The 24,439-nt window shown below is 62.6% G+C and carries 19 protein-coding genes; 5 read left to right on the plus strand and 14 right to left on the minus strand.

Translation table 11 applies throughout. From position 1 onward, the window contains the following. Positions 1-4: 4 nt before the first annotated feature. The 5 genes from folK to RC54_RS03120 form a co-directional block, all read right to left on the minus strand. Entirely contained in the window at positions 5-490 is a 486-nt protein-coding gene (gene folK / locus RC54_RS03100) for a 2-amino-4-hydroxy-6-hydroxymethyldihydropteridine diphosphokinase (RefSeq protein ID WP_058894216.1), read from the minus strand. Between the two features lie 7 nt (positions 491-497). Beyond that, positions 498-2,063: a polynucleotide adenylyltransferase PcnB gene (pcnB, locus tag RC54_RS03105; RefSeq protein WP_058894217.1), complete on the minus strand. Its 1,566-nt coding sequence runs from the start codon at positions 2,061-2,063 to the stop codon at positions 498-500. Continuing rightward, positions 2,060-2,743 (minus strand): histidinol-phosphatase, encoded by a 684-nt coding sequence (locus tag RC54_RS03110; RefSeq protein ID WP_017455240.1) that lies wholly within the window; start codon positions 2,741-2,743, stop codon positions 2,060-2,062. The genes pcnB and RC54_RS03110 overlap by 4 nt, the downstream gene beginning before the upstream one ends. Continuing rightward, positions 2,740-3,456, minus strand: a complete 717-nt coding sequence (gene hda / locus RC54_RS03115; protein WP_058894218.1) for a DnaA regulatory inactivator Hda — start codon at positions 3,454-3,456, stop codon at positions 2,740-2,742. The genes RC54_RS03110 and hda overlap by 4 nt, the downstream gene beginning before the upstream one ends. Before the next feature lie 123 nt (positions 3,457-3,579). Further along, positions 3,580-4,662, minus strand: coding sequence for an AI-2E family transporter (locus tag RC54_RS03120; protein ID WP_061789670.1), 1,083 nt, complete (start codon positions 4,660-4,662; stop codon positions 3,580-3,582). A 104-nt stretch (positions 4,663-4,766) separates the two neighbouring features. On the opposite strand from RC54_RS03120, the gene purM reads away from it, so the two are divergent. Then, positions 4,767-5,810, plus strand: coding sequence for a phosphoribosylformylglycinamidine cyclo-ligase (gene purM, locus RC54_RS03125; RefSeq protein WP_044528566.1), 1,044 nt, complete (start codon positions 4,767-4,769; stop codon positions 5,808-5,810). Between the two features lie 164 nt (positions 5,811-5,974). Here purM and RC54_RS03130 read toward each other — a convergent pair whose 3' ends face one another. From RC54_RS03130 to RC54_RS03150, 5 genes are all read right to left on the minus strand, one after another. Further along, positions 5,975-6,853, minus strand: coding sequence for a proteasome-type protease (locus RC54_RS03130; protein WP_017455236.1), 879 nt, complete (start codon positions 6,851-6,853; stop codon positions 5,975-5,977). Between the two features lie 172 nt (positions 6,854-7,025). Continuing rightward, positions 7,026-8,018: an alpha-E domain-containing protein gene (locus RC54_RS03135; RefSeq protein ID WP_017455235.1), complete on the minus strand. Its 993-nt coding sequence runs from the start codon at positions 8,016-8,018 to the stop codon at positions 7,026-7,028. Between the two features lie 2 nt (positions 8,019-8,020). Then, entirely contained in the window at positions 8,021-9,448 is a 1,428-nt protein-coding gene (locus tag RC54_RS03140) for a circularly permuted type 2 ATP-grasp protein (RefSeq protein WP_058894221.1), read from the minus strand. Positions 9,449-9,706: 258 nt separating this feature from the next. Beyond that, positions 9,707-10,150 (minus strand): cupin domain-containing protein, encoded by a 444-nt coding sequence (locus RC54_RS03145; protein WP_044528577.1) that lies wholly within the window; start codon positions 10,148-10,150, stop codon positions 9,707-9,709. 88 nt (positions 10,151-10,238) lie between these two features. Then, on the minus strand, positions 10,239-10,895 hold the full coding sequence (locus RC54_RS03150; RefSeq protein WP_017455232.1) for a glutathione S-transferase family protein: 657 nt from the start codon (positions 10,893-10,895) through the stop codon (positions 10,239-10,241). A gap of 284 nt (positions 10,896-11,179) precedes the next feature. On the opposite strand from RC54_RS03150, the gene RC54_RS03155 reads away from it, so the two are divergent. The 4 genes from RC54_RS03155 (at position 11,180) to RC54_RS03170 (ending at position 19,526) form a co-directional block, all read left to right on the plus strand. Further along, the gene (locus RC54_RS03155) at positions 11,180-12,406 is read left to right on the plus strand and encodes a polyhydroxyalkanoate depolymerase (protein ID WP_061789671.1); all 1,227 of its coding nucleotides are present in this window, start codon (positions 11,180-11,182) and stop codon (positions 12,404-12,406) included. 177 nt (positions 12,407-12,583) lie between these two features. Continuing rightward, positions 12,584-15,967 (plus strand): transglutaminase family protein, encoded by a 3,384-nt coding sequence (locus RC54_RS03160; RefSeq protein WP_058894223.1) that lies wholly within the window; start codon positions 12,584-12,586, stop codon positions 15,965-15,967. 102 nt (positions 15,968-16,069) lie between these two features. Further along, complete coding sequence (locus RC54_RS03165; RefSeq protein WP_061789672.1) at positions 16,070-18,571, plus strand: circularly permuted type 2 ATP-grasp protein; 2,502 nt, start codon at positions 16,070-16,072, stop codon at positions 18,569-18,571. Between the two features lie 10 nt (positions 18,572-18,581). Continuing rightward, the gene (locus RC54_RS03170) at positions 18,582-19,526 is read left to right on the plus strand and encodes a transglutaminase family protein (protein ID WP_082803120.1); all 945 of its coding nucleotides are present in this window, start codon (positions 18,582-18,584) and stop codon (positions 19,524-19,526) included. A gap of 19 nt (positions 19,527-19,545) precedes the next feature. On the opposite strand, the gene RC54_RS03175 is transcribed toward RC54_RS03170, so the two are convergent. The 4 genes from RC54_RS03175 to RC54_RS03190 are packed head-to-tail and all read right to left on the minus strand — an operon-like array spanning position 19,546 to position 24,186. Further along, positions 19,546-21,597 carry a sodium:solute symporter family protein gene (locus tag RC54_RS03175; protein ID WP_058894225.1) on the minus strand — a complete coding sequence of 684 codons (2,052 nt, stop codon included), beginning with the start codon at positions 21,595-21,597 and terminating at the stop codon, positions 19,546-19,548. Next, a complete protein-coding gene (locus RC54_RS03180; RefSeq protein ID WP_058894226.1) occupies positions 21,587-21,871 on the minus strand; it encodes a DUF4212 domain-containing protein in 285 nt (94 codons plus the stop codon). The genes RC54_RS03175 and RC54_RS03180 overlap by 11 nt, the downstream gene beginning before the upstream one ends. Position 21,872: 1 nt before the next feature. Continuing rightward, on the minus strand, positions 21,873-23,447 hold the full coding sequence (locus tag RC54_RS03185) for a sensor histidine kinase (protein ID WP_058894227.1): 1,575 nt from the start codon (positions 23,445-23,447) through the stop codon (positions 21,873-21,875). 28 nt (positions 23,448-23,475) lie between these two features. Further along, positions 23,476-24,186 (minus strand): response regulator, encoded by a 711-nt coding sequence (locus RC54_RS03190; protein ID WP_017455224.1) that lies wholly within the window; start codon positions 24,184-24,186, stop codon positions 23,476-23,478. Positions 24,187-24,439: the final 253 nt, after the last annotated feature.

A 24,439-nucleotide genomic window follows, 5' to 3' on the forward strand; every position in this document is an offset into this window, starting at 1 on the left:
GCTCTCACAGCCGGCTGATCGGCTGCTCCGTTATTTCCTTCAGAAAGTGCCGCGCCGGCCCCAATCCAGCGATTTCCACCGTCTCATCGATCTCCAGCATCGGCACCAGCACGAAGGCGCGCTGGGCCATGCGGGGATGGGGCAGGATCAGTTCTTCGCTCGTGAGGATATGGTCGCCATACATCAGCAGATCCAGATCGAGTGTGCGCGGCGCGTTGCGGTAGGGGCGCTCACGCCCGTGCTGCAGTTCGATGGCCTGCAAGGCGTGCAGCAGTTCAAGCGCCGGCAGGGTGGTGCTTATCAGTGCCACGGCATTGACGTAGTCGTCGCCGCTGGAGTCGATGGGCGCAGTGCGATAGAGCGAAGAACGCGCTAACAACCGGGATTGCGGCAACGTGGCCAGCCGTGCGATGGCCTGTTCGACCGTGGCGCGGGCATCGCCCAGGTTGCCGCCTATGCCGATCCAGGCTTGCGTGGGAGACTGCTCCATGGACGGCTTAATCCTCACTGCTCGGAGCAGCATCGCCGCTGCCCGCACTGTCACTCCCCGTGCTGCGCCGACGACGGCGCCGCTTGGGCGCGCCGCTGGGTGTGTCGCTGCTGGCCTCGGCCAGTGAGATGGTCAGCGGTGCAGGTGCCGATGCCGCGTCCTGTTCGCGCTCACTCTCGGCGTTGCTGCTGCCTTCGCCTGTGGACTTGCTACGGCTGCGGCCGCCACGGCGCTTACGCTTCTTGGGGCCGGCCGAGGCGCTGGCGGTATCGGTCGGTTTGCGGGCAATCAGTTCTTCACGCTCGGCGCCATTGCCGGCGATGAAGGCTTCCCACCATTCGCCCAGTTCGGCATCGAGTTCACCGGACTGGCAGCGCAGCAGCAGGAAGTCGAAGCCGGCGCGCAGGCGCAGGTGTTCCAGCAGCTTGTACGGGGCCTTGCCGACGCGGCGTTCGAAGCGCGGCTGCATGGCCCAGATATCGCGCATGTCGGAGGCGATCTTGCGTTGCAGGGCCAGCTTCTCGGTCTGAGCATCGAGCACGTCATCGGCGGCCAGATGCAGGGCAGGAATCGGATATTCGCCGGCAGCCTGATAAGCGCGCCACTTTTCCAGCACCTGATGCCACAGGAGCGAAGCGAACAGGAAGCCCGGCGAGACCCCCTTGCCTTCCTTCACGCGCGCATCCGTATTGGCCAGCGCCAGGCTGACGAACTTCTCGCCCAGAGGCTGTTCCAGCACCACGTCCAAGAGCGGCAGCAGGCCATGATGCAGGCCTTCCTTGCGTAACTGCTGCAAGCAGGCCAGGGCGTGGCCGCTCATGAGCAGCTTCAACATTTCATCGAACACGCGCGCTGCGGGCACGTTGTCGATCAGCGGCGCCATCACGCGGATGGGCGCGCTGCTGGCCGGGTCGATGGTGAACTTGAGCTTGGCGGCGAAGCGCACCACGCGCAACATGCGTACCGGGTCTTCGCGATAACGGGCTTCCGGTTCGCCGATGATGCGCAGCTTCTTGTCGCGGATGTCGGCGATGCCGCCGTGGTAATCCAGCACGGCCTGGCTGGCCGGATCGTAGTACATCGCGTTGATGGTGAAGTCGCGCCGGGTGGCGTCTTCATGCTGCTCGCCGAAGGTATTGTCGCGCAGCACGCGACCATGTTCATCCTTGGGCGCGGCTTCAGCCGAGGCGCCGCGGAAGGTGGTGACCTCGATGAGTTCCTGGCCGAACATCACGTGCACGATCTGGAAGCGACGGCCGATGATGAAGGCGCGGCGGAACAGTTGCTTGACCTGTTCCGGCGTGGCGTTGGTGGCGACATCGAAATCCTTGGGCTTGATGCCCAGCAGCAGGTCGCGCACCGCGCCGCCGACGATGAAGGCCTTGTAGCCAGCTTCCTGCAGGGTCTGTGTCACGCGTACCGCATTGGGCGAGACCAGGGCGGGATCGATGCCATGTTGCTTCGGATCCAGCACATCGGGTTCGATCTTGCCGTCCGGGCCGACCGCCTTGGTCTTGCTTTTGTCGGTCGTCTTGCCCTTGCCCAGGATGGAGCGAATCAGTTTCTTGATCATTGCGCGTGGCCGTCGGCGAAGAGGTTCAGTACCGGCCAGCCGCGGGCCTGGGCATGGGCCAGCAGCTTGTCGTTGGGGTTGGTGGCGATGGGATCGGTGACGCGCTCCATGAGCGGGATGTCGTTTTGCGAATCGCTGTAGAAGTAGCTGCGTTCGAACTGGTCGAGGGTGTGGCCCAGGCGCTCCAGCCAGGCTTCGGTGTGGACGATCTTGCCGGGGCCGAAGGTGGGTGTGCCGTTGAGCTTGCCGGTGAGGTTGCCCAGCGCATCCAGTTCCGGCAGGGCGGCCAGCAGGTGCTCCACCCCGAAGTGGGCGGCGATGGGTTTGGTCACGAAGTGATTGGTGGCGGTGACGATGGCCACCAGGTCGCCGGCATCCAGGTGTTTTTTGACCAGGGCTACGGCTTGCGGGAGGATGGCGGGCTTGACCACTTCGTCCATGAATTGCAGATGCATTTCATCGAGTTGCTCGCGCGAAAAGCGCGCCAGGTTGCCCAGCGCGAATTCCAGGTAGGCCACCGGGTCCAGGGTGCCGTTCTGGTAATGGGCAAACCATTGGTCATTGGCTTTGCGGAAGCTGTCGGCATCCACGGCGCCGATGCGGGCCATGAATTCGCCCCACTCGTGGTCGGAGTCCAGTGGCAGCAAGGTGTGGTCGAGATCGAAAAGGGCGAGGTTCATTGTTCTCCGGATTCCTGTTGTAACAGTTCGCGTAGCAAGGGCAGGGTGATGGCGCGCTTGGTGGCCAGCGAGTAGCGGTCCAGCGCGTCAAGCATACGCAACAGCGAGGGCATGTCGCGCCGATAGTGGGTGAGCATGTACATCATCACGGCCGGAGGAATCTCCAGGCCGCGGTCCAGCGTGATCTGCAACAGCGCGGCGATCTTTTCGTCGTCCGACAGATCGTGCACCTGATAGATCAGGCCCCAGCCCAACCGGGTGCGCAGGTCTTCGCGCAGCTCCAGCCGGGTGGGCGGCAGGGTGCCGGTGCAGACCATGCAGCCGCCCTGTTCGCGGATCTGGTTGAATAGATTGAAGGCAGCGATCTGTTGTTCCTCGAACAGTTGATCGACGTCATCGAGCAGGTAGTGACTGGTCTGGGGGCTGTATTCGAAGGCGGCGTCGGGCGAGTCGGTGCCGATCAGGCGCACACCGGTGCCTTGCTGGGCGGCGCGGGTGGCCAGGGCGTGCAGCAGGTGGGTCTTGCCGGCACCGGCTTCGGCCCAGAGGTAGATGAAGCGGTCGGTGCTGGCACTGCCGGTCTGGATGGATTGGTCCACGCCGGCGCAGGCCAGCAGCTTCAAGCGCTCCAGCAGTTCTGCGTTGCGGCCGGTCACGAAGCTGTCGAAGCTTTGCGGCTGGTCCGCGCTCAAATCGAGCGGAATCTGTTTCATCGGCGTGTATCAGCTACGAAGGCCGCAAGCTGCTTGCGGCCAGTTAATGCAGGACGGCGCCCAGCGCCCGAGCCTGCGCAGCGTCCTGCAAGGGCAGGGAAGCTGTGATCGATCATAAATTCTTCAACGGTTGTAAAAATTGCTGGCCAGATACTCGCGCCGCACATGCAGGGCGATCACCGAGACGATGGCCGAAGCCGGCAGCGCCAGCAGCACGCCGACAAAGCCAAACAACTGGCCAAAGGCCAGCAGGGCGAAAATCACTACCAGCGGATGCAAGCCGATACGCTCGCCTACCAGCTTGGGTGTGAGGATGAAGCTTTCCAGCACTTGCCCCACACCATAAATCAGGGCCACCCACAACAGGCCCACGGCGCCATCGAATTGCAGGATCGCCGCCAGGACCGCCAGCACCAGCCCCAGGCCAAAGCCGACATAGGGGATGAACACCAGCAGGCCGGTCAAGACACCCACCGGCAGGGCGCTATCGAAGCCGGCCACGGTCAGTGCAACCGAATAATAGACCGCCAGCACCAGCATCACCAGCAATTGTCCGCGCAAATACTGCCCCAGCAGGCCATCGACCTCGGTGGCCATGGTATTGACGCGGGCGGCCCAGCGGCGCGGGATCAGGATCTGCATCCGCTTGAGGAAGGGGTGCCAGTCCTGCAACAGGTAGAACAACACCATCGGCACGAACAGCAGGTTGGCCAGCCAGGCCAACAGCGCCGTGCCGCCCACCTTGGCCGAGGCCAGCAGCGAACTCCACAGTTCATCGCCACTGGTGCTGATCTGTTGCGTCAGCAAGGCCTTGATGCCGGCCAGGTCCAGTCGCACGTCGATGCCCAGCTGGTGCAGGCGCGGCGAGAGGAAGGCATTCAACTTGTCCAGCAGCGGTGGCACCTGGGCCTGCAGCAGCGGGATCTGGCGCAGCACCAGCGGCACCACGATCAACACCAGCGCCAGAGCGGCCAGGATCAGCAGCAGCACCATCACCGTTACGCCCACGAAGCGCGGGATGCGCACCGGGCCGATGCGGCGGTTGGCGATCCAGTCCACGCCGGGGTTGAGCGCATAACCGATGATGCCAGCCGCCACGAAGGGCGAGAGCATCGGACCCAGCGCCACCAGCAGGGACAATAGCAAAATGCCGACAATCAGCCACGCCAGGTTCTGTTTTTGCTCTTCGGATAAAGAAAAAGGCATGGATTCGGAGTTCGGCTGTGTCGGTTTTGTTAAAATCACGCTTTGGCAGGGCGACTTCCACCCTGAATCCCCTATTTTACCGTCTTCACTGGCAATTTTTCATCATGACTTCACCTTCCAATGTCTCCCTCTCCTACCGTGACGCTGGCGTCGATATCGATGCCGGTGACGCCCTGGTCGAAGCGATCAAGCCGTTCGCCAAGCGCACCACCCGCGAAGGCGTGCTGGGCGGCATTGGCGGTTTCGGCGCCCTGTTCGAGATCAGCAAGAAGTTCAAGGAGCCGGTGCTGGTGTCCGGTACCGATGGCGTGGGCACCAAGTTGAAGCTGGCCTTCCACCTGAACCGTCACGATACGGTCGGTATCGACCTGGTGGCCATGAGCGTCAACGACATCCTGGTGCAGGGCGCCGAGCCGCTGTTCTTCCTGGATTACTTTGCCTGCGGCAAGCTGGACGTGCCTTCGGCCACCGATGTGATCAAAGGCATCGCCGCCGGTTGCGAACAGGCCGGCTGCGCCCTGATCGGCGGTGAAACCGCGGAAATGCCCAGCATGTACCCCGATGGCGAATACGACCTGGCCGGCTTTGCCGTGGGCGCGGTGGAAAAGTCCAAGATCATCGACGGTACCAAGATCGCCCCGGGCGACGTGGTGCTGGGCCTGGCTTCGTCGGGCGCGCACTCCAACGGCTATTCGCTGGTGCGCAAGATCCTGGAGGTGGCCAAGCCCGACCTGGAAGCCGATTTCCACGGCCGCAAGCTGGCCGATGTGCTGATGGCCCCGACTCGCATCTACGTCAAGCCGCTACTGGCGCTGATGGAAAAGCTGGAAGTCAAGGGCATGGTCCACATCACCGGTGGCGGCCTGGTCGAGAACATCCCGCGCGTGCTGCAGGATCACCTGACCGCCGAGCTGGACGCCAAGTCCTGGACCATGCCACCGCTGTTCACCTGGCTGCAGCAGCACGGTGGCGTGGCCGACGCCGAGATGCACCGCGTCTTCAACTGCGGCATCGGCATGACCGTGATTGTCTCCAAGGAAGATGCCGATGCTGCCGAAGCCCATCTGAAGGCTGCCGGCGAGACCGTCTACCGTATCGGTACCATCCGCGCCCGTGCCGAAGGTGAAGCCCAGACCATCGTGCGTTGATCGATATAAATCGTTTTAAAGATTGATCAAGTAAAAAGGCTGCATTCATGGAATGCAGCCTTTTTTATTTCCTCCGAGATATTTCCTGGCAGATTTCCCGTTTGATGAAAACTTAGTTTTGGCAAAAAGAAAACTAAGTTTCCCCCAAGAAAAAACTAAGTCTTTCAGCTCGCCTGTCCCACATCCCCATCCTGTTGCGCCAGGATCTGCCGCGGCACCGCTTGCAGACCGCGCGCCACGCCATTGGGCGGCGGCACGCGCACCGGCTCACTGAGATCGGTGACCGAGGAGAGCACGTTGAGGGTATCTTCCGGCGGTGCATCCCAGACCGGATCGTCGATGGCCTCGAAGACGCGCTTCAACTGCGAACCCCAGCTACGCCGGATCATCTGGAAATACTGGTTCTGCTCATCGATGGTGACGAAGCGGGTCACGGCCAGGTCTTCGCTCTGGTAGACCAGCAGGTCCAGCGGCAGGCCCACCGAGATATTGGACTTCAGGGTCGAGTCCATCGAGATCAGCGCACACTTGGCGCCTTCATCGAGGGTGGTCTGCGGCGTGACCACGCGGTCGATGATGGGCTTGCCGTACTTGGATTCGCCGATCTGGAAATAGGTATTCTCATCGTGCGATTCGATGAAGTTGCCAGCCGAATACATCTGGAACAGGCGGCAACGTTCGCCACGGATCTGCCCGCCGAAGATGATGCTGACATTGAAATCGATACCAAACTTGCTCAGCTCGGCGGCCTCGCGGTCATGCACGGCGCGGATGGCGTCGCCCAGGATCTGCGCGGCCTCGTACATGGTGGTGGCGGTCCAGATGCTGCGGCCTTCGGCATTGGTGCGCTCGGTCAACATCTGACGGATGGATTGTGAAATCGACAGGTTGCCGGCGGTCATCATGACCATGACGCGGTCGCCCGGATTCTCGTAAACACTCATCTTGCGGAAGGTGCCGATGTGATCGACTCCCGCATTGGTGCGCGAATCGGACAGGAACACCAGGCCGCTGTTGAGGCGCATGGCTACGCAGTAGGTCATGATGGAATCTTGAAACGTGGAAACGGAAAGCCGGATTTTACCGTAAGGCCCGGCGCCAAAGCGCGTGCGCCGGGGGCATCTGTCGTGACGTACCTACAGTAACGGCCTGTTTCCGGAAAAGATGACAGTGGCTGTGCTTCTTTATTGCCATCCAAGCACAGCCAGACATCATTTACGCTGCCAAAGGAACAAGAAAATCGCGGCTGATGCGATTGCCCAGCTCGAAGATGCGCTCCAGGAATTCGGTCAGCGTATCGTGCAGACCAGCCTCCAGGATTTCCTCGATGCGGGCGAACTTCAGGTCGGCGTGCAGCTTGCCGGCAAAGCGCTCGGTATCGGCCGAGACATCGTTGCGCACGTGGTGCAGGTTGGAAATCACATTGCCCATGCACGCCAGCAGTGAGCGCGGCATGTCCGCACGCAGGATCAGCAACTCAGCCACGCGCTCGGGCGTGATGACATCGCGATAGACCTTGCGGTAGATCTCGAAGCCCGACACCGAACGCAGGATGGCAGCCCAGTAATAGAAGTCCAGTTGCCCGGCTTCATCGCGTGCCGCCTGGCTTTGCGATTGCACTTGGCCATGACCGTTGTGCTTTTGCGTTTCCTTGGCGCCGTGGAACTTGACGTCGATGATGCGCGCCGTGTTGTCGGCCCGCTCCAGGAAGGTGCCCAGGCGGATGAAGTGGAACGCCTCATCTTCCAACATGGTGCCGATGGTCACGCCCCGCGACAGATGCGAGCGATGCTTGACCCATTCGAAGAAATCGCTCGGGTTCTGCTCCAGCGCATTGGTCTGCAGGTAGGACTGCATCTTGATCCAGGTGGCGTTCTGGATTTCCCAGGCTTCGGTGGTCAGCGCACCCCGCACGGCACGTGCATTCTCGCGCGCCTGACGCAGGCAGGAAGCGATCGACGAGGGATTGTTGGGGTCACGCACCATGAAGTCGATGACATCCTTTTGCGTGAGCTTGTCGTATTTCTGGTTGTAGCCATAGAGCAGTTCCGAGATGCCCAGCACGGCGCGCCAGCCCTGTTCGGCGTCGTCGGTGGATTGCGGCAGCAATGCGGTCTGCACATGCACGTCCAGCATCCGTGCGGTGTTCTCGGCGCGCTCGGTGTAGCGGGCCATCCAGAAGAGGTGATCGGCGGTACGGCTCAGCATCGTTATTTCTCCAGAATCCAGGTGTCCTTGGTGCCGCCGCCCTGCGACGAATTCACCACCAGCGAGCCTTCCTTCAAGGCCACGCGCGTCAAGCCGCCCTTGACCATGGTGATCTGCTTGCCCGACAAGACGAACGGGCGTAGATCCAGGTGGCGCGGCGCGATGCCGGACTCCACATAGGTCGGGCACACGGACAGGGCCAGCGTGGGCTGGGCGATGTAGCCATCGGGCTTGGCGATGATGCGTGCGCGGAAGTCCTCGATTTCCTGCTTGGTCGAGGCCGGGCCGACTAGCATCCCGTAGCCGCCGGCGCCGTGCACTTCCTTGACCACCAGCTGTTCCAGGTTGGCCAGGGTGTAGGACAGATCCTCCTTCTTGCGGCACTGGTAGGTGGGCACGTTGTTGAGGATGGGTTCTTCGGACAGATAGAAGCGCACCATGTCCGGCACATACGGATAGATCGACTTGTCGTCGGCCACACCCGTGCCGATCGCATTGGTCAGCGTCACCTTGCCGGCGCGATAGGCCTGCAGCAGGCCCGGCACACCCAGCGCAGAATCGGGACGGAAAGCCAGCGGATCGAGGAAGTCGTCATCGATGCGGCGATAGATCACATCGACCCGCTTGGGGCCGCGCGTGGTGCGCATGTAGACCACGTTGTCCTTGACGAACAGGTCCTGGCCCTCGACCAGCTCCACACCCATCTGCTGGGCCAGGAAAGCATGTTCGAAGTAGGCCGAGTTGTACATGCCCGGGGTCATCACCACCACCGTCGGATCGGTCACGCCAGCCGGTGCCACTGAACGCAGATTGTCCAGCAGCAGGTCGGGATAGTGATCGACCGGCGCGATCTTGTGGCGCTTGAAGAGGTCGGGGAAGAGCCGCATCATCATCTTGCGGTTCTCCAGCATGTAGGACACCCCGGACGGTACGCGCAGGTTGTCTTCCAGGACGTAAAATTCACCTTCGCCTGCGCGCACGATATCGACACCCGCGATGTGGGCGTAGATGTCGTTGACTACGTTCACATCCTGCATCTCGCGCCGGTACTGCGCGTTCTGGAAGATCTGCTCGGGCGGGATGATGCCGGCCTTGACGATCTTCTGCTCGTGATAGATGTCATGGATGAACATGTTGAGCGTTCTGACACGCTGGACCAGTCCCGCTTCCAGCTTGGCCCATTCGGCCTTGTGGATGATGCGCGGGATGATGTCGAAGGGGATCAGGCGCTCGGTGCCGGCATCGTTGCCATAGACGGCGAAGGTAATGCCGACGCGACGGAAGATCAGGTCGGATTCGGCACGTTTGCGGGCGATCACTTCGGGCGATTGCGCCGAAAGCCAGCTGGCGAATTCTGCATAGTGCTGACGCACTTGACCTGCTTCGCTGCTTGCGCCTGCTGAATACATCTCATCAAAAAAATGTGCCATAGATTTGCTTCGTGTTCCCGTGGGGAGCGGGAATCTTTCTAAGTAGGTTGTAACGAAAACAGAGGCGGTGGGTACGGCAAAACTACAGCGTGGGTGCAGCGTGAAGCGATGGCTCTAAGGGACTGCGGCGGCACGCCAGAGCCTGCGTGCATGAAGAAAGACTAACAGAGGCATGAAATTTTTGACAGTGGAAAATTGCATGGTTTTGCTCCTCACATGCGCGGGCCTGCTGCCACGCAAAGCCGGCCCGCACCGGTTTCAGGTGGTCCACGGTGTGGCGGGCGGCACCGCGCAGGGGGCCGGCATCTCGATGGTCTTGAAGTCGGCCGGACTAACGATTTCCAGGTATTCCATGTCGGGCGAATAGTCGAACAGGAAGTGCACGATGCCCGGTCGCTGGTGCACGCAATCGCCAGCCTTGACCAGCGTGACTTCGGTCTCGTACATGAAGCGCGCCCAACCTTTCAACATGATGACGATATGGAAGTTGGCCTCGTGCCGATGCCAGCCGGTGCCATTCTCCGGCGCCATGTTGGCCTTGACCAGTTGCGCCACCACCTGACCGCCGGTGGCAGCGGCGATGCCCAGGTCGCGGTACAGGAAGAAGTCGCGCAGCCCCCCGGTTTCATAGGGAGTGTCGCCCTCGCTGACATGCGAGAAGGTGTTTTGCGCCAGTACGCTTGCATCGGCTACGGTATTCATCACATCCATCCTTTCTGCGGTCTCCCGCCATGGGCCTGCGACAAAAACGGGCGCGATTTTTTCTTGCTGCTGTTAGCGTGGCTGCGCCCTAGAATTCCACGTCCAGTTCGTCGATATCCTCCGGTTCCTTCTTCGCCGCCATGATCCACTGCTGCATTTCCGGCATGGCCATGATGCGCTTGGCATAGGCGGTGCAGATGGGGTCCAGCTTGACGTCATAGGTCATGAAGCGCGTCACCACCGGGGCATACATGGCATCAGCCATGGTGCGCTGTTCGCCGAACAGGAAGGGCCCGCCATACTTGGCCAGGCATTCCTTCCAGATGGTGGTGATGCGCACGATGTCGGCTTCGGCGCGCGACCACACCTTGAAGTTGGGGAAGTGACCCTTGAGATTCATCGGCAGCGCCGCGCGCAGGGCCGAGAAGCCCGAATGCATTTCGCCGCACACCGAGCGGCAATGCGCACGGGCGGCCAGGTCGGCCGGCAGCAGCTTGGCGCCGGGGCGGATTTCATTGAGATATTCGGCAATGGCCAGCGTATCCCACACCAGTACGTTGCCATGGTGCAGGCTCGGTACCAGGATGGAGGAAGACAGCAGCAGGATCTCTGCCCGTGCCGACGGGTCGTCCGGCGGCACGATGTCTTCTTCGAAGGAGAGTCCGGCGAACTTGGCCATGAGCCAGCCGCGCAGGGACCACGAGGAGTAGTTCTTGCTGGTGATGCGCAAAGTCGTCTTAGGCATGTCAGTCCTTTATCTGTTTTGTGCAGGTTGACTTTGGGCACGCTACCGCGTGAGCGGCGGTGTCTTGTTCATCATTTCATCATCTTGCTTCACCCTGTCTGCGCATCAGGGCGGGCACAGCCGTTGAACCGGCATGTCAGCATTTTGCTTGCAAAGCTTGTGCCAGCTCGCGGGAACCACAGCGGGGCGCGACAACCCATCAGTGGCATGACAATTGCATCGATGACCAGGCGAGCGGCAGTCTAGGAACCCAATAAAGAGACACTCCCGAGGGCGGCCTTTTCATGATCAATACCTATCAGCTCTATCAGAACTACGCCGACGCCACCGATCCGCTGCGGGCCTGTGCCCGCCTGATGGCGCCCCTGCTGGGAACCACCTGGCCCGGCGTGCCGGTCAATCCCTACCTGCGCAAGATGGCCTCGGCCTGCGAGGTGTTTGCCCGCACCCAACTGACCCATGTGCGGCCACCCTTCGGGCTAGGCGAGATGGTCGATGGCGAGCGCACAATTACGGTGCATGAAGAGGAGATCAGCGGCACGCCCTTCTGTGGCCTGCTGCATTTCCGCAAGGAAAATGCCGTCAACCAACCCAAGGTCTTGGTGGTGGCGCCCATGTCAGGCCACTTCGCCACGCTCTTGCGCGGCACCGTCAAGACGCTCCTGCGCGACCATGACGTCTACATCACCGACTGGCGCAATGCGCGTGACATTGCCCTGGCGCATGGTCGCTTCGGCCTGGATGAATACGTTTCCCACGTCATCGATTTTCTCGATGTACTGGGGCCGGGTGCGCATCTGCTGGCGGTATGCCAGCCTACGGTGGCCGCCCTGACCGCCGCTGCCGTGATGGCCGAGGCCGATCATCCGGCGCAACCGCGCACCATGACGCTCATGGCCGGGCCGCTCGATACCCGGGTCAATCCGACCGCCGTCAATGCCCTGGCCAAGAGTAAGCCCATGGCCTGGTTCGAGAAGAACATGATCAGCACCGTGCCGGCCCGTCATGCCGGGGGCGGGCGGCGCGTCTATCCGGGCTTCGTGCAGTTGAGCGCCTTCATGAACATGAACCTGAACCGCCACATCGAGGCCTTTCGCAAGCTCTACCATCACCTGGTCGAGGGCGAAGAGGCGCAGGCGGCGCAGATCAAGGATTTCTACGAAGAGTATTTCGCCATGTCCGACCTGCCGGCCGAGTTCTACCTGGAAACGGTGCGCCTGGTGTTCCAGGAACATGCGCTGCCGCTGGGCAAGTTGAGCTATGGCCAGCACCTGGTGAACCCGCGCGCCATCCGCCGCACCGCGCTCTTTACCATCGAAGGCGAGAAGGACGACATCTGCGCCGTCGGCCAGACCGTGGCCGCACAGGAAATGTGCAGCAACATCCGGCCCTACATGCGGATGCACCATGTTCAGACGGCCGTGGGGCATTACGGCGTCTTCAACGGGCGGCGCTGGGAAAATGAAATCTATCCGCGCCTACGGGATTTCATTAATATGCATCATCGGTGAGACCCTGGCAGGGGGATCATGAGGGAGGAAAACTTAGTTTTCCGGATCGCAAGATTAAGTTTTCACCAGGAAGGTAATAAGGCGGTAAGAAAAACAAGGTATGCATGACATTGCTGTCTGCATGTCGCCAACAACCAAGCCCCGCGCTTGATCATTTGCTTGTCGTAAAGGAATTCCATGTCGATCCACGTGGCCCTGAACCATGTCACTTCTTACAGCTACGACCGTGCCATCAACCTGGGTCCGCAAGTCATCCGCTTGCGTCCCGCCCCGCATAGTCGTACCCGTATCCTGAGCTATTCGCTGCGCGTCTCGCCCCAGCCGCATTTCATCAACTGGCAGCAAGACCCGGAATCGAACTACCTGGCCCGTCTGGTGTTCCCCGAAAAGACCACCGAGTTCAAGATCGAGGTGGACCTGGTGGCCGAGATGTCGGTCATCAACCCCTTCGATTTCTTCCTCGAACCGTATGCCGAGCAATTCCCCTTCGAGTACGCCGAGGACTTGCAGAACGAACTGATGCCCTATCGGCAGAAGCTGCCCTTGTCGCCCTTGTTCAAGGAATTCCTCGACAGCATCCCGCGCGCGAAGGTCGGCAGCGCCAACTTCCTGGTGGCGTTGAACCAGAAGCTGGCTGAGCACATCGGCTATACCATCCGCATGGAACCGGGTGTGCAGACACCGGAAGAAACCCTGGAACTGAAGTCCGGTTCCTGCCGCGATTCGTCCTGGTTGCTGGTGCAGTTGCTGCGTCACCTGGGTCTGGCCGCGCGTTTCGTCTCCGGCTATCTGATCCAGTTGACGGCCGACCAGAAGTCGCTCGACGGTCCCTCCGGTCCCGAGGCTGACTTCACCGACCTGCACGCCTGGTGCGAGGTCTATCTGCCCGGCGCCGGCTGGGTCGGGCTGGACCCGACGTCGGGCCTGTTTGCCGGTGAAGGTCATATTCCGCTGTCCTGTACCCCTGAGCCCGCCTCGGCCGCGCCGGTCAGCGGCCTGGTCGATCCTTGCGAGGTGGAGTTCGAGCACCTGATGTCGGTCAAGCGCATCTGGGAAGCGCCGCGCGTGACCAAGCCCTATACCGAAGAACAATGGGCCGAGATCGAACAACTGGGGCACGCCATCGATGCCGACCTGGCCGCCAATGACGTGCGCCTGACCATGGGCGGCGAGCCTACCTTCGTCTCGCTGGACCATCCCGATGAACCGGAATGGAACACCGCCGCCATGGGCCCGACCAAGAAGCCCCTGGCTGCGGAGCTCTATCACCGTATGCGCAACAAGTATGCGGCCCAGGGTCTGCCACACTTCGGTCAGGGCAAGTGGTATCCGGGCGAGCAGTTGCCGCGCTGGGCGCTCAATTGCTACTGGCGCCGCGATGGCGAACCGATCTGGCTGAACCCGGCCTTGATCGGTGACGAAACCAAGCCCAATGTGGCGGACAAGATCGTCACCAGCCATTTCCTGCATCGCGTGGCACAGCGCCTGCAGGTCGATGGCAAGAACGTCTTCCCGGCCTATGAAGATGTGTTCTACTACATGTGGCGCGAGCGCCGCCTGCCGGGCAATGTCGATCCCTTCGATTCGCGGGTGGACGACAAACAGGAACGCGAACGCCTCATGCGCGTCTTCACCCAGGGCCTGCAAAGCGCGGTCGGTCACGTGCTGCCGCTGGCACGCCGCGATGATGGCCGTGGCTGGCAGAGTGGGGCCTGGTTCCTGCGCAGCGAGCGCTGCTATCTGTATCCGGGTGACTCGCCGCTGGGCTATCGTCTGCCGCTGGATTCGCTGCCGTGGGTCAAACAGGGCGAGTATCCGGCCACCTATCCGGCCGATCCGACCCAGGCGTTCCGGCCGTTGCCCAGCAGCGCCGAGATCCGTCGCCAGTTGGGCAGTCCGCAGGAGCCGGCGCGACGGCAGGACGCCTCGGCCAGCATGGCTGCGTCCATCGCTGGCGCCGGCAAGGGCAAGGGCGAGGCCGCCAGTGTCACCAGTGTCGCCAGCGCAGCCGACACTGCACCGGCCGCCTTCGAATCGGCCAACTGGATCACCCGCACTGCGCTGTGCGCCGAGGTGCGCAATGGCGTGTTCTACCTGTTCATGCCGCCGCTGTCGCAACTGGAACATTATCTGGAACTGGTGGCCGCCATCGAATCGGTGGCCGAGGAGCTGAAGCAGCCGGTGCTGCTGGAAGGCTACGAGCCGCCGCACGATCCGCGCCTGCGCAAGTTCAGCGTCACGCCCGACCCTGGCGTGATCGAGGTCAACATCCAGCCGGCCAACAACTGGAGCGAACTGGTCGAGCAGACCACCCACCTGTACGACGCCGCGCGCGCCTCGCGCCTGACTACAGAAAAGTTCATGCTTGATGGTCACCACTCCGGCACCGGGGGCGGTAATCACATGGTCCTGGGCGGCATCACGACCAATGATTCACCTTTCCTGCGCCGTCCTGATCTGCTGCGTAGTCTGATCTCCTACTGGCACAATCATCCTTCGCTGTCCTACCTGTTCTCGGGCATGTTCATTGGCCCGACCTCGCAGGCGCCGCGCATCGATGAAGCGCGCAACGATTCGACGGTGGAAATCGAACTGGCCTTCACCGAAATGGACAAGCAGGTGGCCCGTGGCGATTGCCCGCCCTGGCTGGTGGATCGCCTGTTGCGCAACCTCTTGATCGACGTGACCGGCAACACCCACCGCGCCGAGTTCTGCATCGACAAGATGTATTCGCCCGACAGCGCCACCGGTCGTCTCGGTCTGCTGGAACTGCGCGCCTTTGAGATGCCACCGCACGCACGCATGAGCCTGACCCAGCAACTGCTGTTGCGCGGCCTGGTGGCGCGCTTCTGGAAAGAGCCCTACAAGCCGGCGCGCCTGGTGCGCTGGGGCACGGAGCTGCATGACCGCTTCCTGCTGCCGCATTTCATTGAGCAGGACTTCGCCGATGTGATGGCCGACATGAACGAGGCCGGCTATCCCATGCGCGCCGAGTGGTTTGCGCCGCACATGGAATTCCGCTGCCCCAAGATCGGCGACTATGCGGTCAAGGGGATGCAGATCGAATTGCGCACGGCGCTCGAACCTTGGCATGTGCTGGGCGAAGAAAATACCGGTGGCGGCACCGCGCGCTATGTGGATTCCTCGCTGGAGCGGCTGCAGGTCAAGATCACCGGCATGGCCTCGGACCGCTACGTGCTGACCTGCAATGGCGTGCCGGTACCGCTGCAACCCATCGGCACGGTCGGCCAGTTCGTCTCGGGCGTGCGTTACCGCGCCTGGCAACCGCCGTCGGCGCTGCATCCCACCATTACCGTGGATTCACCGCTGACCTTCGACCTGGTCGATACCTGGAATGGCCGCAGCCTCGGTGGTTGCCAGTATCACGTGGTGCATCCGGGCGGTCGCAACTACGAGACCTTCCCGGTCAATGCCTTCGAGGCCGAGAGCCGCCGCCTGGCGCGTTATTTCCGTATGAACCATACCCCGGGAAAATTGCAGGTCAGCCCGGCGCGTGCGTCTATCGAGTTTCCTTTTACGTTAGACTTACGCTACTTCTAAAACTGAGCCGGGCGCCGTCCCCGGCGCGACGCGCAGCCGCTTGCGTGTCGCGCCGCATGGGAAATCTCCCCTGCGCACACGCAGCCCGGTCGCCAAACACTTATGTCCCAGCGTCTACTGGAAAGCTATCCGGTAGCCAGCGATCGTTACGACGAAATGCTGGCGGCCGACGGCCGCCTGCGCCCGCACTGGCGAACGCTGATCGACCAGCTTGAAAACCTCTCGCCGGAGATGCTGCGCCGGCGCGCCACCGAGGTGCGCGACGCCATCGCTTCGGATGGCGTGACCTACAACGTCTATGCCGACCCCAAGGGTGCCAACCGGCCGTGGGAACTGGATCTGTTGCCGCATCTGGTGTCCTCGGAGGAATGGGATTTCCTGGAGCGCGCCGTGGCCCAGCGGGCGCGCTTGATGAATGGCCTCCTGGCCGATATCTACGGGCCCCAGAGCCTGATCGCCGAAGGCCTGCTGCCGCCTGCGCTGGTGTTCGGCCAGCATGGTTACCTGATGCCCTGTCATGGCTGGCAGCCACCGGGTGGGGTACACCTGCACGCCTATGCGATCGACCTGGCGCGTTCGGCCGATGGCACCTGGTGGGTGGTGTCGGACCGCACGCAAGGTCCGTCCGGCACCGGCTATGCGCTGCAGAACCGCCAGATCATGGCGCGCGCCATGCCCGAGGCCTTGCGCGACATGCACGTGGAGTCCCCGCACCGCTACTTCCATACCCTGCGCGCGATGCTGACGCGCCTGGCGCCGGCCCAGGGCGAGGTGCCGCTGATCGTGCTGCTCACGCCCGGCCCCTATAACGAAACCTATTCCGAACACGCCTTCCTGGCCCATACGCTGGGCTTCCCGCTGGTGGAAGGGGTGGACCTGACGGTGCGCAGCGACCAGGTATTCCTGAAGACCTTGAATGGCCTGCGTCGGGTCCACGCTATTCTGCGCCGCATGGACGACGATTATTGCGATCCGCTGGAGTTGCGCGCCGATTCAGCGCTGGGCGTGCCGGGTCTGACCCAGGCCGCGCGCCTGGGCAATGTGGTCATCGCCAATTCGCTGGGTAGCGGCGTGCTGGAATCGACGGCGCTGCATGGCTTCCTGCCGGCCATCAATGAACGGCTGTATGGTCAATCACTGCTGTTGCCTTCGGTGGCCTCCTGGTGGTGTGGGGAAAAACCGGCGCTCGACTACACCCTGGCGCACATCGATGAACTGGTGATCGTGCCGGCGTTTTCTTCGATGCGGATGCAGCCGGTATTCGGTCATACGCTCACCGGCGCGGCGCGCCGACGCCTGATCGAAAGCCTGCAATTGCAACCGCACGCCTATGCTGCGCAGGAATGGGTGCGCCTGTCGCAGGCGCCGGTGATGTCGCGCAGTGGCGACTATCGCTTGATGAATCGCACCATCAGCCTGCGCGTGTTTGCGGTGGCCGATGGCGAAGGTGGTTATCAGGTCATGCCGGGCGGACTCACGCGCGTGGCGCCGCGTCAGCGGCGCGACGTGGTGTCGATGCAGCAGGGCGGCACCAGCAAGGATGTCTGGGTGCTGCGCGAAGAAGAGCGCCCCGACTGGGTTGGCGCTGAGGAGGGGCAAAATGAAAGAAACGTCACCCTCATCAAGGGCACCGTCGATGTCTCTTCCCACTCGGGCGAGAATCTGTTCTGGATGGGACGTTATTCGGAACGGGTGAAGAATCTTTCCCGCTTGCTGCGCACCACCTTGCAATACACCATGGATGGCCAGAGCGAGAGTCGCGGCATGTTGGGCAGCGTGTCGTGGATCTGTAGTCAGTTGGGGGTGCAGATGCCCAAGTCCGAACCGCGGCCCACCATCACCGGCTTGCAGCAGAGCTTGCAGGCGGCGGTGGTCGATCCCTCGGCGCCGGTGAGCGTGGCCACGCAATTGCGCCAACTCGCCAATGCCGCCTACCAGGTGCGCGAACACCTGTCGCTGGACAACTGGCACGCCCTGACCAAGATGCCGGCCATGGTGCAGGAACGCATCAACACGCCGGCGGCCGCGCAACAGGTGCTGGGCAATGTGATCGATGCCTGCTCGGGCTTGGCCGGTCATGCGCTGGACGACATGACGCGCGATGCCGGCTGGCAGTTCCTGATGGTGGGACGTCATATCGAGCGCATGGCCAATATGGCCACGCTGTTGGACAACTTCTTGCGTCTGCCGCCGCAGCGCCAGACGGCTGCGCTGTCCTGGCTGCTGGAGGCGGCCAGCAGCATCGTCACCTATCGCGTGCGCTACCGGCGCACGCCGGAGTGGCTGCCAGTGTTGCACCTGCTGGTGTTCGATGTGAGCAATCCGCATGGCATGGCTTACCAGTTCCGCATGTTGCAGCAGTACATCAATGAGATCGCGCAGCAACTGGGTTTGCTCAGCATGAGCATTCCTACTCACCTGTCGAGCCAGCTGGAGGCGATGAACCTCAACGAGTTCGCCCACGATCATCCCAACGTGGAACAGGCCAATGCCCGCCTGACGCAATTGATGCGCGATGCGGTCAGCGGTGGCTATATGCTTTCCGACGACCTGTCACGCCACTACTTCACGCCGCTGACCGCACCGGTCAGCCAAGGGGTGTGAGATGAGCCCGATGCACGAGATGAGCGAGCGCCACGTCTATCGCATCCACCACCAGACCACCTACCAGTATTCACTGCCGGTGCGGCTGTCGCACCAGGTATTGCACCTGACGCCGCGCGAGCTGCCCTGGCAGCATTGCCTGTCGCACACCGTGGATGTGCTGCCCGCGCCGCACCTGGTGCGCAGCTACGAAGACAATTTCGGCAACGTCATCAAGACCTTTTCGCTGGATACCGACCACACCAGCCTGGACGTGCAGGCCGACTCCTGGGTCGCGCTCACCCCGCGCGGTCAGCCGCAGGAAGTCATGCGCTGGGATGAGGCGGTCACGCTGATGGCTTATCGCGGCGGCCAACTGATGGCGCCGGGAATGCTGGAAGCATCCAATTTCCTGTTCGAATCTTCGCACGTGCGCATCAAGCGCGAATTCATCCGTTACGCGGCCGAATGCTTCGGACCCGGCATGTCGGTGGTGGAAGGGGTGCGTGCCTTGATGTTGCGCATCCATGAGGAATTCACTTTCGATCCTGCGGCGACCACGGTTTCTACGCCGGTGACCGAGGTGTTCGTCAATCGCCGTGGCGTGTGCCAGGACTTTGCGCACCTGATGCTGTCTTGCCTGCGCTCCATTGGTCTGGCGGCGCGCTACGTCAGTGGCTATCTGCTGACTGAACCGCCACCGGGACAGGAACGTCTGATCGGGGCCGATGCCTCGCACGCCTGGGTGTCGGTGTATTGCCCCGGCATCGATGGCACGCAGGGGAGCTGGATCGATGCCGATCCCACCAATGGCATCTTCCCCGATACCAGCCATATCACGCTGGGCTGGGGGCGCGATTTCCTCGACATCTCGCCCTTGCGCGGGGTCTTGATCGGTGGCGGCCAGCAGAGTATGCAGGTGGCTGTGACGGTGTTGCCGGGCGAAGAGGCGCGGGGCTTGCAATTGTCGATCTGAAGCTTGCGCCGCGCGCCTGTCAGGGGGTGCGGATGTGGTCGATCAGCGCGACGGTGGCCTCATCCGGTGGCGGCGTCAGCAGGCTGACGATGACCATCGCGGCCATGCCCACCGGCACGCCGAAGATGCCCGCCGAGATCGGCGCGATGTGGAACCACTGTCCTGCCGCGCTGCCGCCGAAGGCAGGGTTGGTGTGCAGCATGTAATACACGCACATCAGGAATCCGCAGACGATGCCGGCCACCGCACCGGGCTGGTTGGCGCGCTTCCAGAACACACCCAGCACCAGCGCCGGGAAGAGCGTGGAGGCCGCCAACGAAAAGGCCGCGCCGACCATCGAGAGAATGTCGCCTGGTTTGAGCGAGGCCGCATAGGCCGCCAGCAACGCCACCACCAGCAGCAGCAACTTGGAAATGGTCACGCGCTTTTGCGTCGAGGCGCTGGGGTCCACCACCTTGTAGTAGATGTCGTGCGAGAGTGCGTTGGAGATGGTCAGCAAGAGACCATCGGCGGTGGACAGGGCTGCGGCCAGTCCGCCTGCGGCCACCAGGCCCGAGACGAAATAGGGCAGGCCGGCGATCTCCGGCATGGCCAGCACGATGATGTCGCCATCCATGGAAACCTCGCCCAGTTGCACCACACCATCGCGGTTCAAGTCATTGATCGAGACCAGGGGATTGAGCTTGTCCATGTTGGCCCAGTAATACACCCAGTCCGGCAGGTGGCTGTAGCTGCTGCCCACCAGCGAGGTATAGATGTCGTATTTCACCAGTACCGCCAGGGCTGGCACGGTGAGGTAGATCAGCATGATGAAGAACAGCGTCCAGAACACCGAGCTGCGCGCACCGGCCACGGTGGGCGTGGTGTAGTAGCGCATCAGGATGTGCGGCAGCGCGGCCGTGCCCAGCATCAGGCAAAACACCAGGGCCAGGAAATTATTGCGCTTGATGTCCGAGCTGGACTTGTCGCGCCCGGGGAAGGGGTCGGTCTGCGATACCGGTGGCTGGGCCCGCGCCAGGTTGGCCGCGCGCGCTTCGCTCCATTTGCGCTGGGCCTCTTCGGGTGATTTGGGATAGGCCGCCAGGGCGCGGCTGGCCGCTTTGATCTCGGCCAGCGAGGCGTGGGTGTCGCGGCGGATCTGGTCGGCCTGGTTCTGCGCTTCCACCCGGCCGTCGGCCCAGGATTGCGGCAGGTTCTTCAAGCGTTGTGCATAGTCGTCGGCCCGGGTCTGGAAGATCCGGCGCACTTCCTTTTCCTTGGGGTCGTCTTCCAGCTTGTGTTCCAGTGCGGAGAGCTTGGGTAGCACCGCGCCATAGGCCACCGGTGGGAAGGGGACGCTGGCGTGCTTGGCCGAGAGCCAGATCACCGGGATCAGATAGGCCAGCAGGATGATGATGTATTGCGCCACCTGGGTCCAGGTGATGGCGCGCATCCCGCCCAGGAAGGAGCACACCAGGATGCTGGCCAGGCCGAGGAAGATGCCGATGGAAAAATCGATGCCGGTGAAGCGCGAGGTGATCAGCCCCACGCCATAGATCTGCGCCACCACGTAGGTGAAGGAAATGAGGATGGTGGCGGCCACCGCCAGGATGCGGATCAGGTTGGCGCCGTAGCTGCCGGGCCGGCCCGGATAGCGCGCCGCCAGGAAATCGGCCACCGTGTATTGGCCGAACTTGCGCAGATAGGGCGCGATCAGCAGCGCCACCAGGCAATACCCCCCGGTCCAGCCGAGGATGTAGGCCAGGCCGTCGAAGCCCTGCAGGTAGAGACCCCCGGCCAGGCTGATGAAGGTGGCCGCCGAGATCCAGTCGGCCGCCGTGGCCATGCCGTTGAACAGCGGCGGCACGCGGCGTCCGGCGACATAGTATTCGGGCACGTCGGAGGTGCGGCAGACCACGCCGATGCCGGCATACAGGCCGATGGTGACGAACAGGAACAGATAGCCGATCCACGAGCGCGGCATCCCCTCGCGTTCGAGCAGCGCCAGCACGCACAGGAAGGCGATGAAGCCGAGGGTGTAGAACCCGTAGTAGCGGCACAGGCGCCGGAAGAAATTCTGGTTACTCTCCATGTCCGCTCTCGCCTTGTTCGCGCCTGACCAGTTGTTCGATGCGGCGCATCCGGCGCACGTAGATGACTACGATGGCCAGGTAGATCAGCATCATGCCTTGCGCGGCCATGTAGAACGAGACCGGCCAGCCGAATAGGTGCACCCGGTCCAGTTCGCGGGCGAAGTAGATGAAGCAGAACGTGGCTGCGAACCACAGCGCCAGCAGCCAGGCCGTCATGCGGCGGGTGCGCTGCCATTGGTTGCCGGGGTCGATGGGCTGAGGCGCTTGGTCCATGTCAGGTGAGGTCGTCGAAGAAGGGCGTGCGCGGCATCATGCGAAAGCTCACGCGAAACACGCAGCCCGGATAGCGTGCATCGGTGCAGCGCGGATTGTGGGTGATCTCCAGCACGGCGTCGTGCTGTTGCGCGATCTCGCGCACGATGGCTAAGCCCAGGCCGCTGCCGGTGCTGGGCGTGCCGAGGATGCGATAGAAACGTTCGAACACGTTGGCCCGCTCGGCTACCGGAATGCCGGGGCCATTGTCTTCCACTTCCAGGATGGCCAGCCCGCCGCCTTCATCGGTACGGGCGCGCACGGTGACGCGGCCATTGCCATCGTGTGGTGTGTAATGAAGGGCATTATCCAGCAGGTTGGACAATAATTCGCGCAGCATCACCGGGTTGCCGGTGATGAGGATGGGATGGTCGGGCTGCTCGAATCCGAGATCGATGCGCTGGGTAAATGACATCGGCACCCAGTCCTGCACCACGCTGCGGGCCAGTTCGTTCAGTTCCACCGCGACCATGCCGCCGGACTGCGATTGCTGGTTCTCGGCGCGGGCCAGCGAGAGTAGCTGGTTGACCAGGCGCGTGGCGGTTTCCGAACTCTTGGCCAGTTGTTCCAGCGAGCGCCGCACATCGTCCTGGTCGCCCTGGCGCAGCGCCAGTTCGGATTGCATCCGCATTCCGGCCAGCGGGGTTTTCATCTGGTGCGCGGCGTCGGCGATGAAGCGTTTCTGGATCGCGATGGTCTGCGACAGGCGCGCCAGCATGTCGTTGAGTGAGCGCACCAGCGGCGAGATTTCTTCGGGCACCTGGCCGGAGTCGATGGGGGAGAGATCGTCAGGGCGACGAGCACGGATGCGCTGCTGCAATTCCGACAGCGGCGAGAGCCCGCGCGAGAGTGCGAACCAGACCAGCGCTAGCGCCACCGGCAGGATCACGAACTGCGGCAGGATCACGCCCTTGATGATTTCATTGGCCAGTTGGGCGCGTTTTTCCAGTGTCTCGCCCACCTGCACCGTGGCCAGGCGCGGCTCGTGCTGGGCCGCGCGCTGGGCGGCGCTGCGGCGCAGGTCGACTTGCAGGGTGGCGATGCGCACGTCGCTGCCGTGCAGGATGTCATTGCGGAACTGCACCGTGCCCAGGGTGGCGCGGTCATCGTCGGCGGGCGGCTGGGGCATGTCGACATCGCCTTCGACGTATTCGCCGTTGGGGCCGGTGACCCTGTAGTAGATATTGTCGATGTCGTCGGCCCGCAGCAGGTCGCGCGCCGAGACCGGCAAGCGCGCCACCACCTTGCCGTTGACTTCGGACACCTGTTGCGCCAGCACGGTGACGCTGTCTTCCAGGGCGCGGTCGAAGGGCTGGTTGGCGATCGATTGCGCGATCAGGTAGGTGATGGCGATGCTCATCGGCCACAGCAGCAGCAGCGGGGCCAGCATCCAGTCCAGGATTTCGCCGAAGAGTGAGCGCTGGATGCGCTCCACCGGTTGGGTGGCCAGGGCGGCGCGACGCTTCTTGCGCGGCGGCGCGGCCGGCGCTGGCGGGGCCGGGTCGGGAGAAGCCGGGGCGGGGTCGCGCGCGGTCATGGGCGATCAGCGCGAGCGCGCTACCGGTTCAGGCTGCGTTGTTGGAGGCGGCCAGCGGTGCAGCGCCTGCTTCGGGCAGCTTTTCCAGGCAATAGCCCAGCCCGCGCACGGTGGCGATGCGCACGCCGCCGACCTCGATTTTCTTGCGCAGACGATGGACATAGACTTCGATGGCATTGTTGCTGACTTCCTCTCCCCATTCGCACAGGTGGTCCACCAGTTGTTCCTTGGAGACCAGGCGGCCCGTGCGTTGCAATAATACTTCCAGAAGGCCCAGTTCCCGCGCCGACAATTCCAGCATCTGCTCGCCGATGTAGGCGATGCGACCGACCTGGTCGAACGACAGGGGGCCGTGCTTGATGACGGTAGGGCCGCCGCCGGCACCGCGCCGGGTCAGCGCCCGCACCCGCGCCTCCAGTTCGGACAGGGCGAAGGGCTTGGCCATGTAGTCGTCCGCACCCAGGTCCAGGCCTTGCACGCGCTGCTCGACCGAGTCAGCCGCGGTCAGGATCAGCACCGGCAGGCGCGAATTGCGGGCGCGCAAGCGGCGCAGCACCTCCAGCCCTGACATCTTGGGCAGGCCCAGGTCCAGGATCAGCAGGTCGAAGTCCTGGGTGGACAGGGCCGAATCGGCTTCCACCCCGTTCTTGACGCAATCGGCGGCATAGCCGGAATGGCGCAGGGACCGGGTCAGTCCGTCGGCCAGTACGCTGTCGTCTTCAGCAAGGAGGATGCGCATAGAAATAGATCAGCGAGACGGGCTCGGCTGATTTGTCTCGGATGATTGAATTATTGTGGTACTTTTCATTCATATTCCCCTAATTCAAAGACCAATGCAAATCAGGCATATCCTGATGTGCTGTTTTTTTGTCGTGGATCAGGGACCGGCCCGAAGTGTAACAATTCAGACTTGGTCATTGAAGTCTGAAGCTTAGGCCTTATAGTAGGGGCATCAGCAAGATTTACTTGCTGTCGGCGCAATCTTTGTTGAT

The organism is Herbaspirillum rubrisubalbicans, assembly GCF_003719195.1.
In the GTDB taxonomy this organism is placed as follows: domain Bacteria; phylum Pseudomonadota; class Gammaproteobacteria; order Burkholderiales; family Burkholderiaceae_D; genus Herbaspirillum; species Herbaspirillum rubrisubalbicans.

Coding starts and splice junctions, on each gene's coding strand:
- RC54_RS03170 (WP_082803120.1), top strand. CDS start 18,582: ATGCACGAGATGAGCGAGCGCCACGTCTATCGCATCCACCACCAGACC.
- RC54_RS03175 (WP_058894225.1), bottom strand. CDS start 21,597: ATGGAGAGTAACCAGAATTTCTTCCGGCGCCTGTGCCGCTACTACGGG.
- RC54_RS03155 (WP_061789671.1), top strand. CDS start 11,180: ATGATCAATACCTATCAGCTCTATCAGAACTACGCCGACGCCACCGAT.
- RC54_RS03150 (WP_017455232.1), bottom strand. CDS start 10,895: ATGCCTAAGACGACTTTGCGCATCACCAGCAAGAACTACTCCTCGTGG.
- RC54_RS03180 (WP_058894226.1), bottom strand. CDS start 21,871: ATGGACCAAGCGCCTCAGCCCATCGACCCCGGCAACCAATGGCAGCGC.
- RC54_RS03110 (WP_017455240.1), bottom strand. CDS start 2,743: ATGAACCTCGCCCTTTTCGATCTCGACCACACCTTGCTGCCACTGGAC.
- hda (WP_058894218.1), bottom strand. CDS start 3,456: ATGAAACAGATTCCGCTCGATTTGAGCGCGGACCAGCCGCAAAGCTTC.
- pcnB (WP_058894217.1), bottom strand. CDS start 2,063: ATGATCAAGAAACTGATTCGCTCCATCCTGGGCAAGGGCAAGACGACC.
- RC54_RS03135 (WP_017455235.1), bottom strand. CDS start 8,018: ATGCTGAGCCGTACCGCCGATCACCTCTTCTGGATGGCCCGCTACACC.
- RC54_RS03130 (WP_017455236.1), bottom strand. CDS start 6,853: ATGACCTACTGCGTAGCCATGCGCCTCAACAGCGGCCTGGTGTTCCTG.
- purM (WP_044528566.1), top strand. CDS start 4,767: ATGACTTCACCTTCCAATGTCTCCCTCTCCTACCGTGACGCTGGCGTC.
- folK (WP_058894216.1), bottom strand. CDS start 490: ATGGAGCAGTCTCCCACGCAAGCCTGGATCGGCATAGGCGGCAACCTG.
- RC54_RS03190 (WP_017455224.1), bottom strand. CDS start 24,186: ATGCGCATCCTCCTTGCTGAAGACGACAGCGTACTGGCCGACGGACTG.
- RC54_RS03120 (WP_061789670.1), bottom strand. CDS start 4,662: ATGCCTTTTTCTTTATCCGAAGAGCAAAAACAGAACCTGGCGTGGCTG.
- RC54_RS03140 (WP_058894221.1), bottom strand. CDS start 9,448: ATGGCACATTTTTTTGATGAGATGTATTCAGCAGGCGCAAGCAGCGAA.
- RC54_RS03165 (WP_061789672.1), top strand. CDS start 16,070: ATGTCCCAGCGTCTACTGGAAAGCTATCCGGTAGCCAGCGATCGTTAC.
- RC54_RS03185 (WP_058894227.1), bottom strand. CDS start 23,447: ATGACCGCGCGCGACCCCGCCCCGGCTTCTCCCGACCCGGCCCCGCCA.
- RC54_RS03160 (WP_058894223.1), top strand. CDS start 12,584: ATGTCGATCCACGTGGCCCTGAACCATGTCACTTCTTACAGCTACGAC.
- RC54_RS03145 (WP_044528577.1), bottom strand. CDS start 10,150: ATGAATACCGTAGCCGATGCAAGCGTACTGGCGCAAAACACCTTCTCG.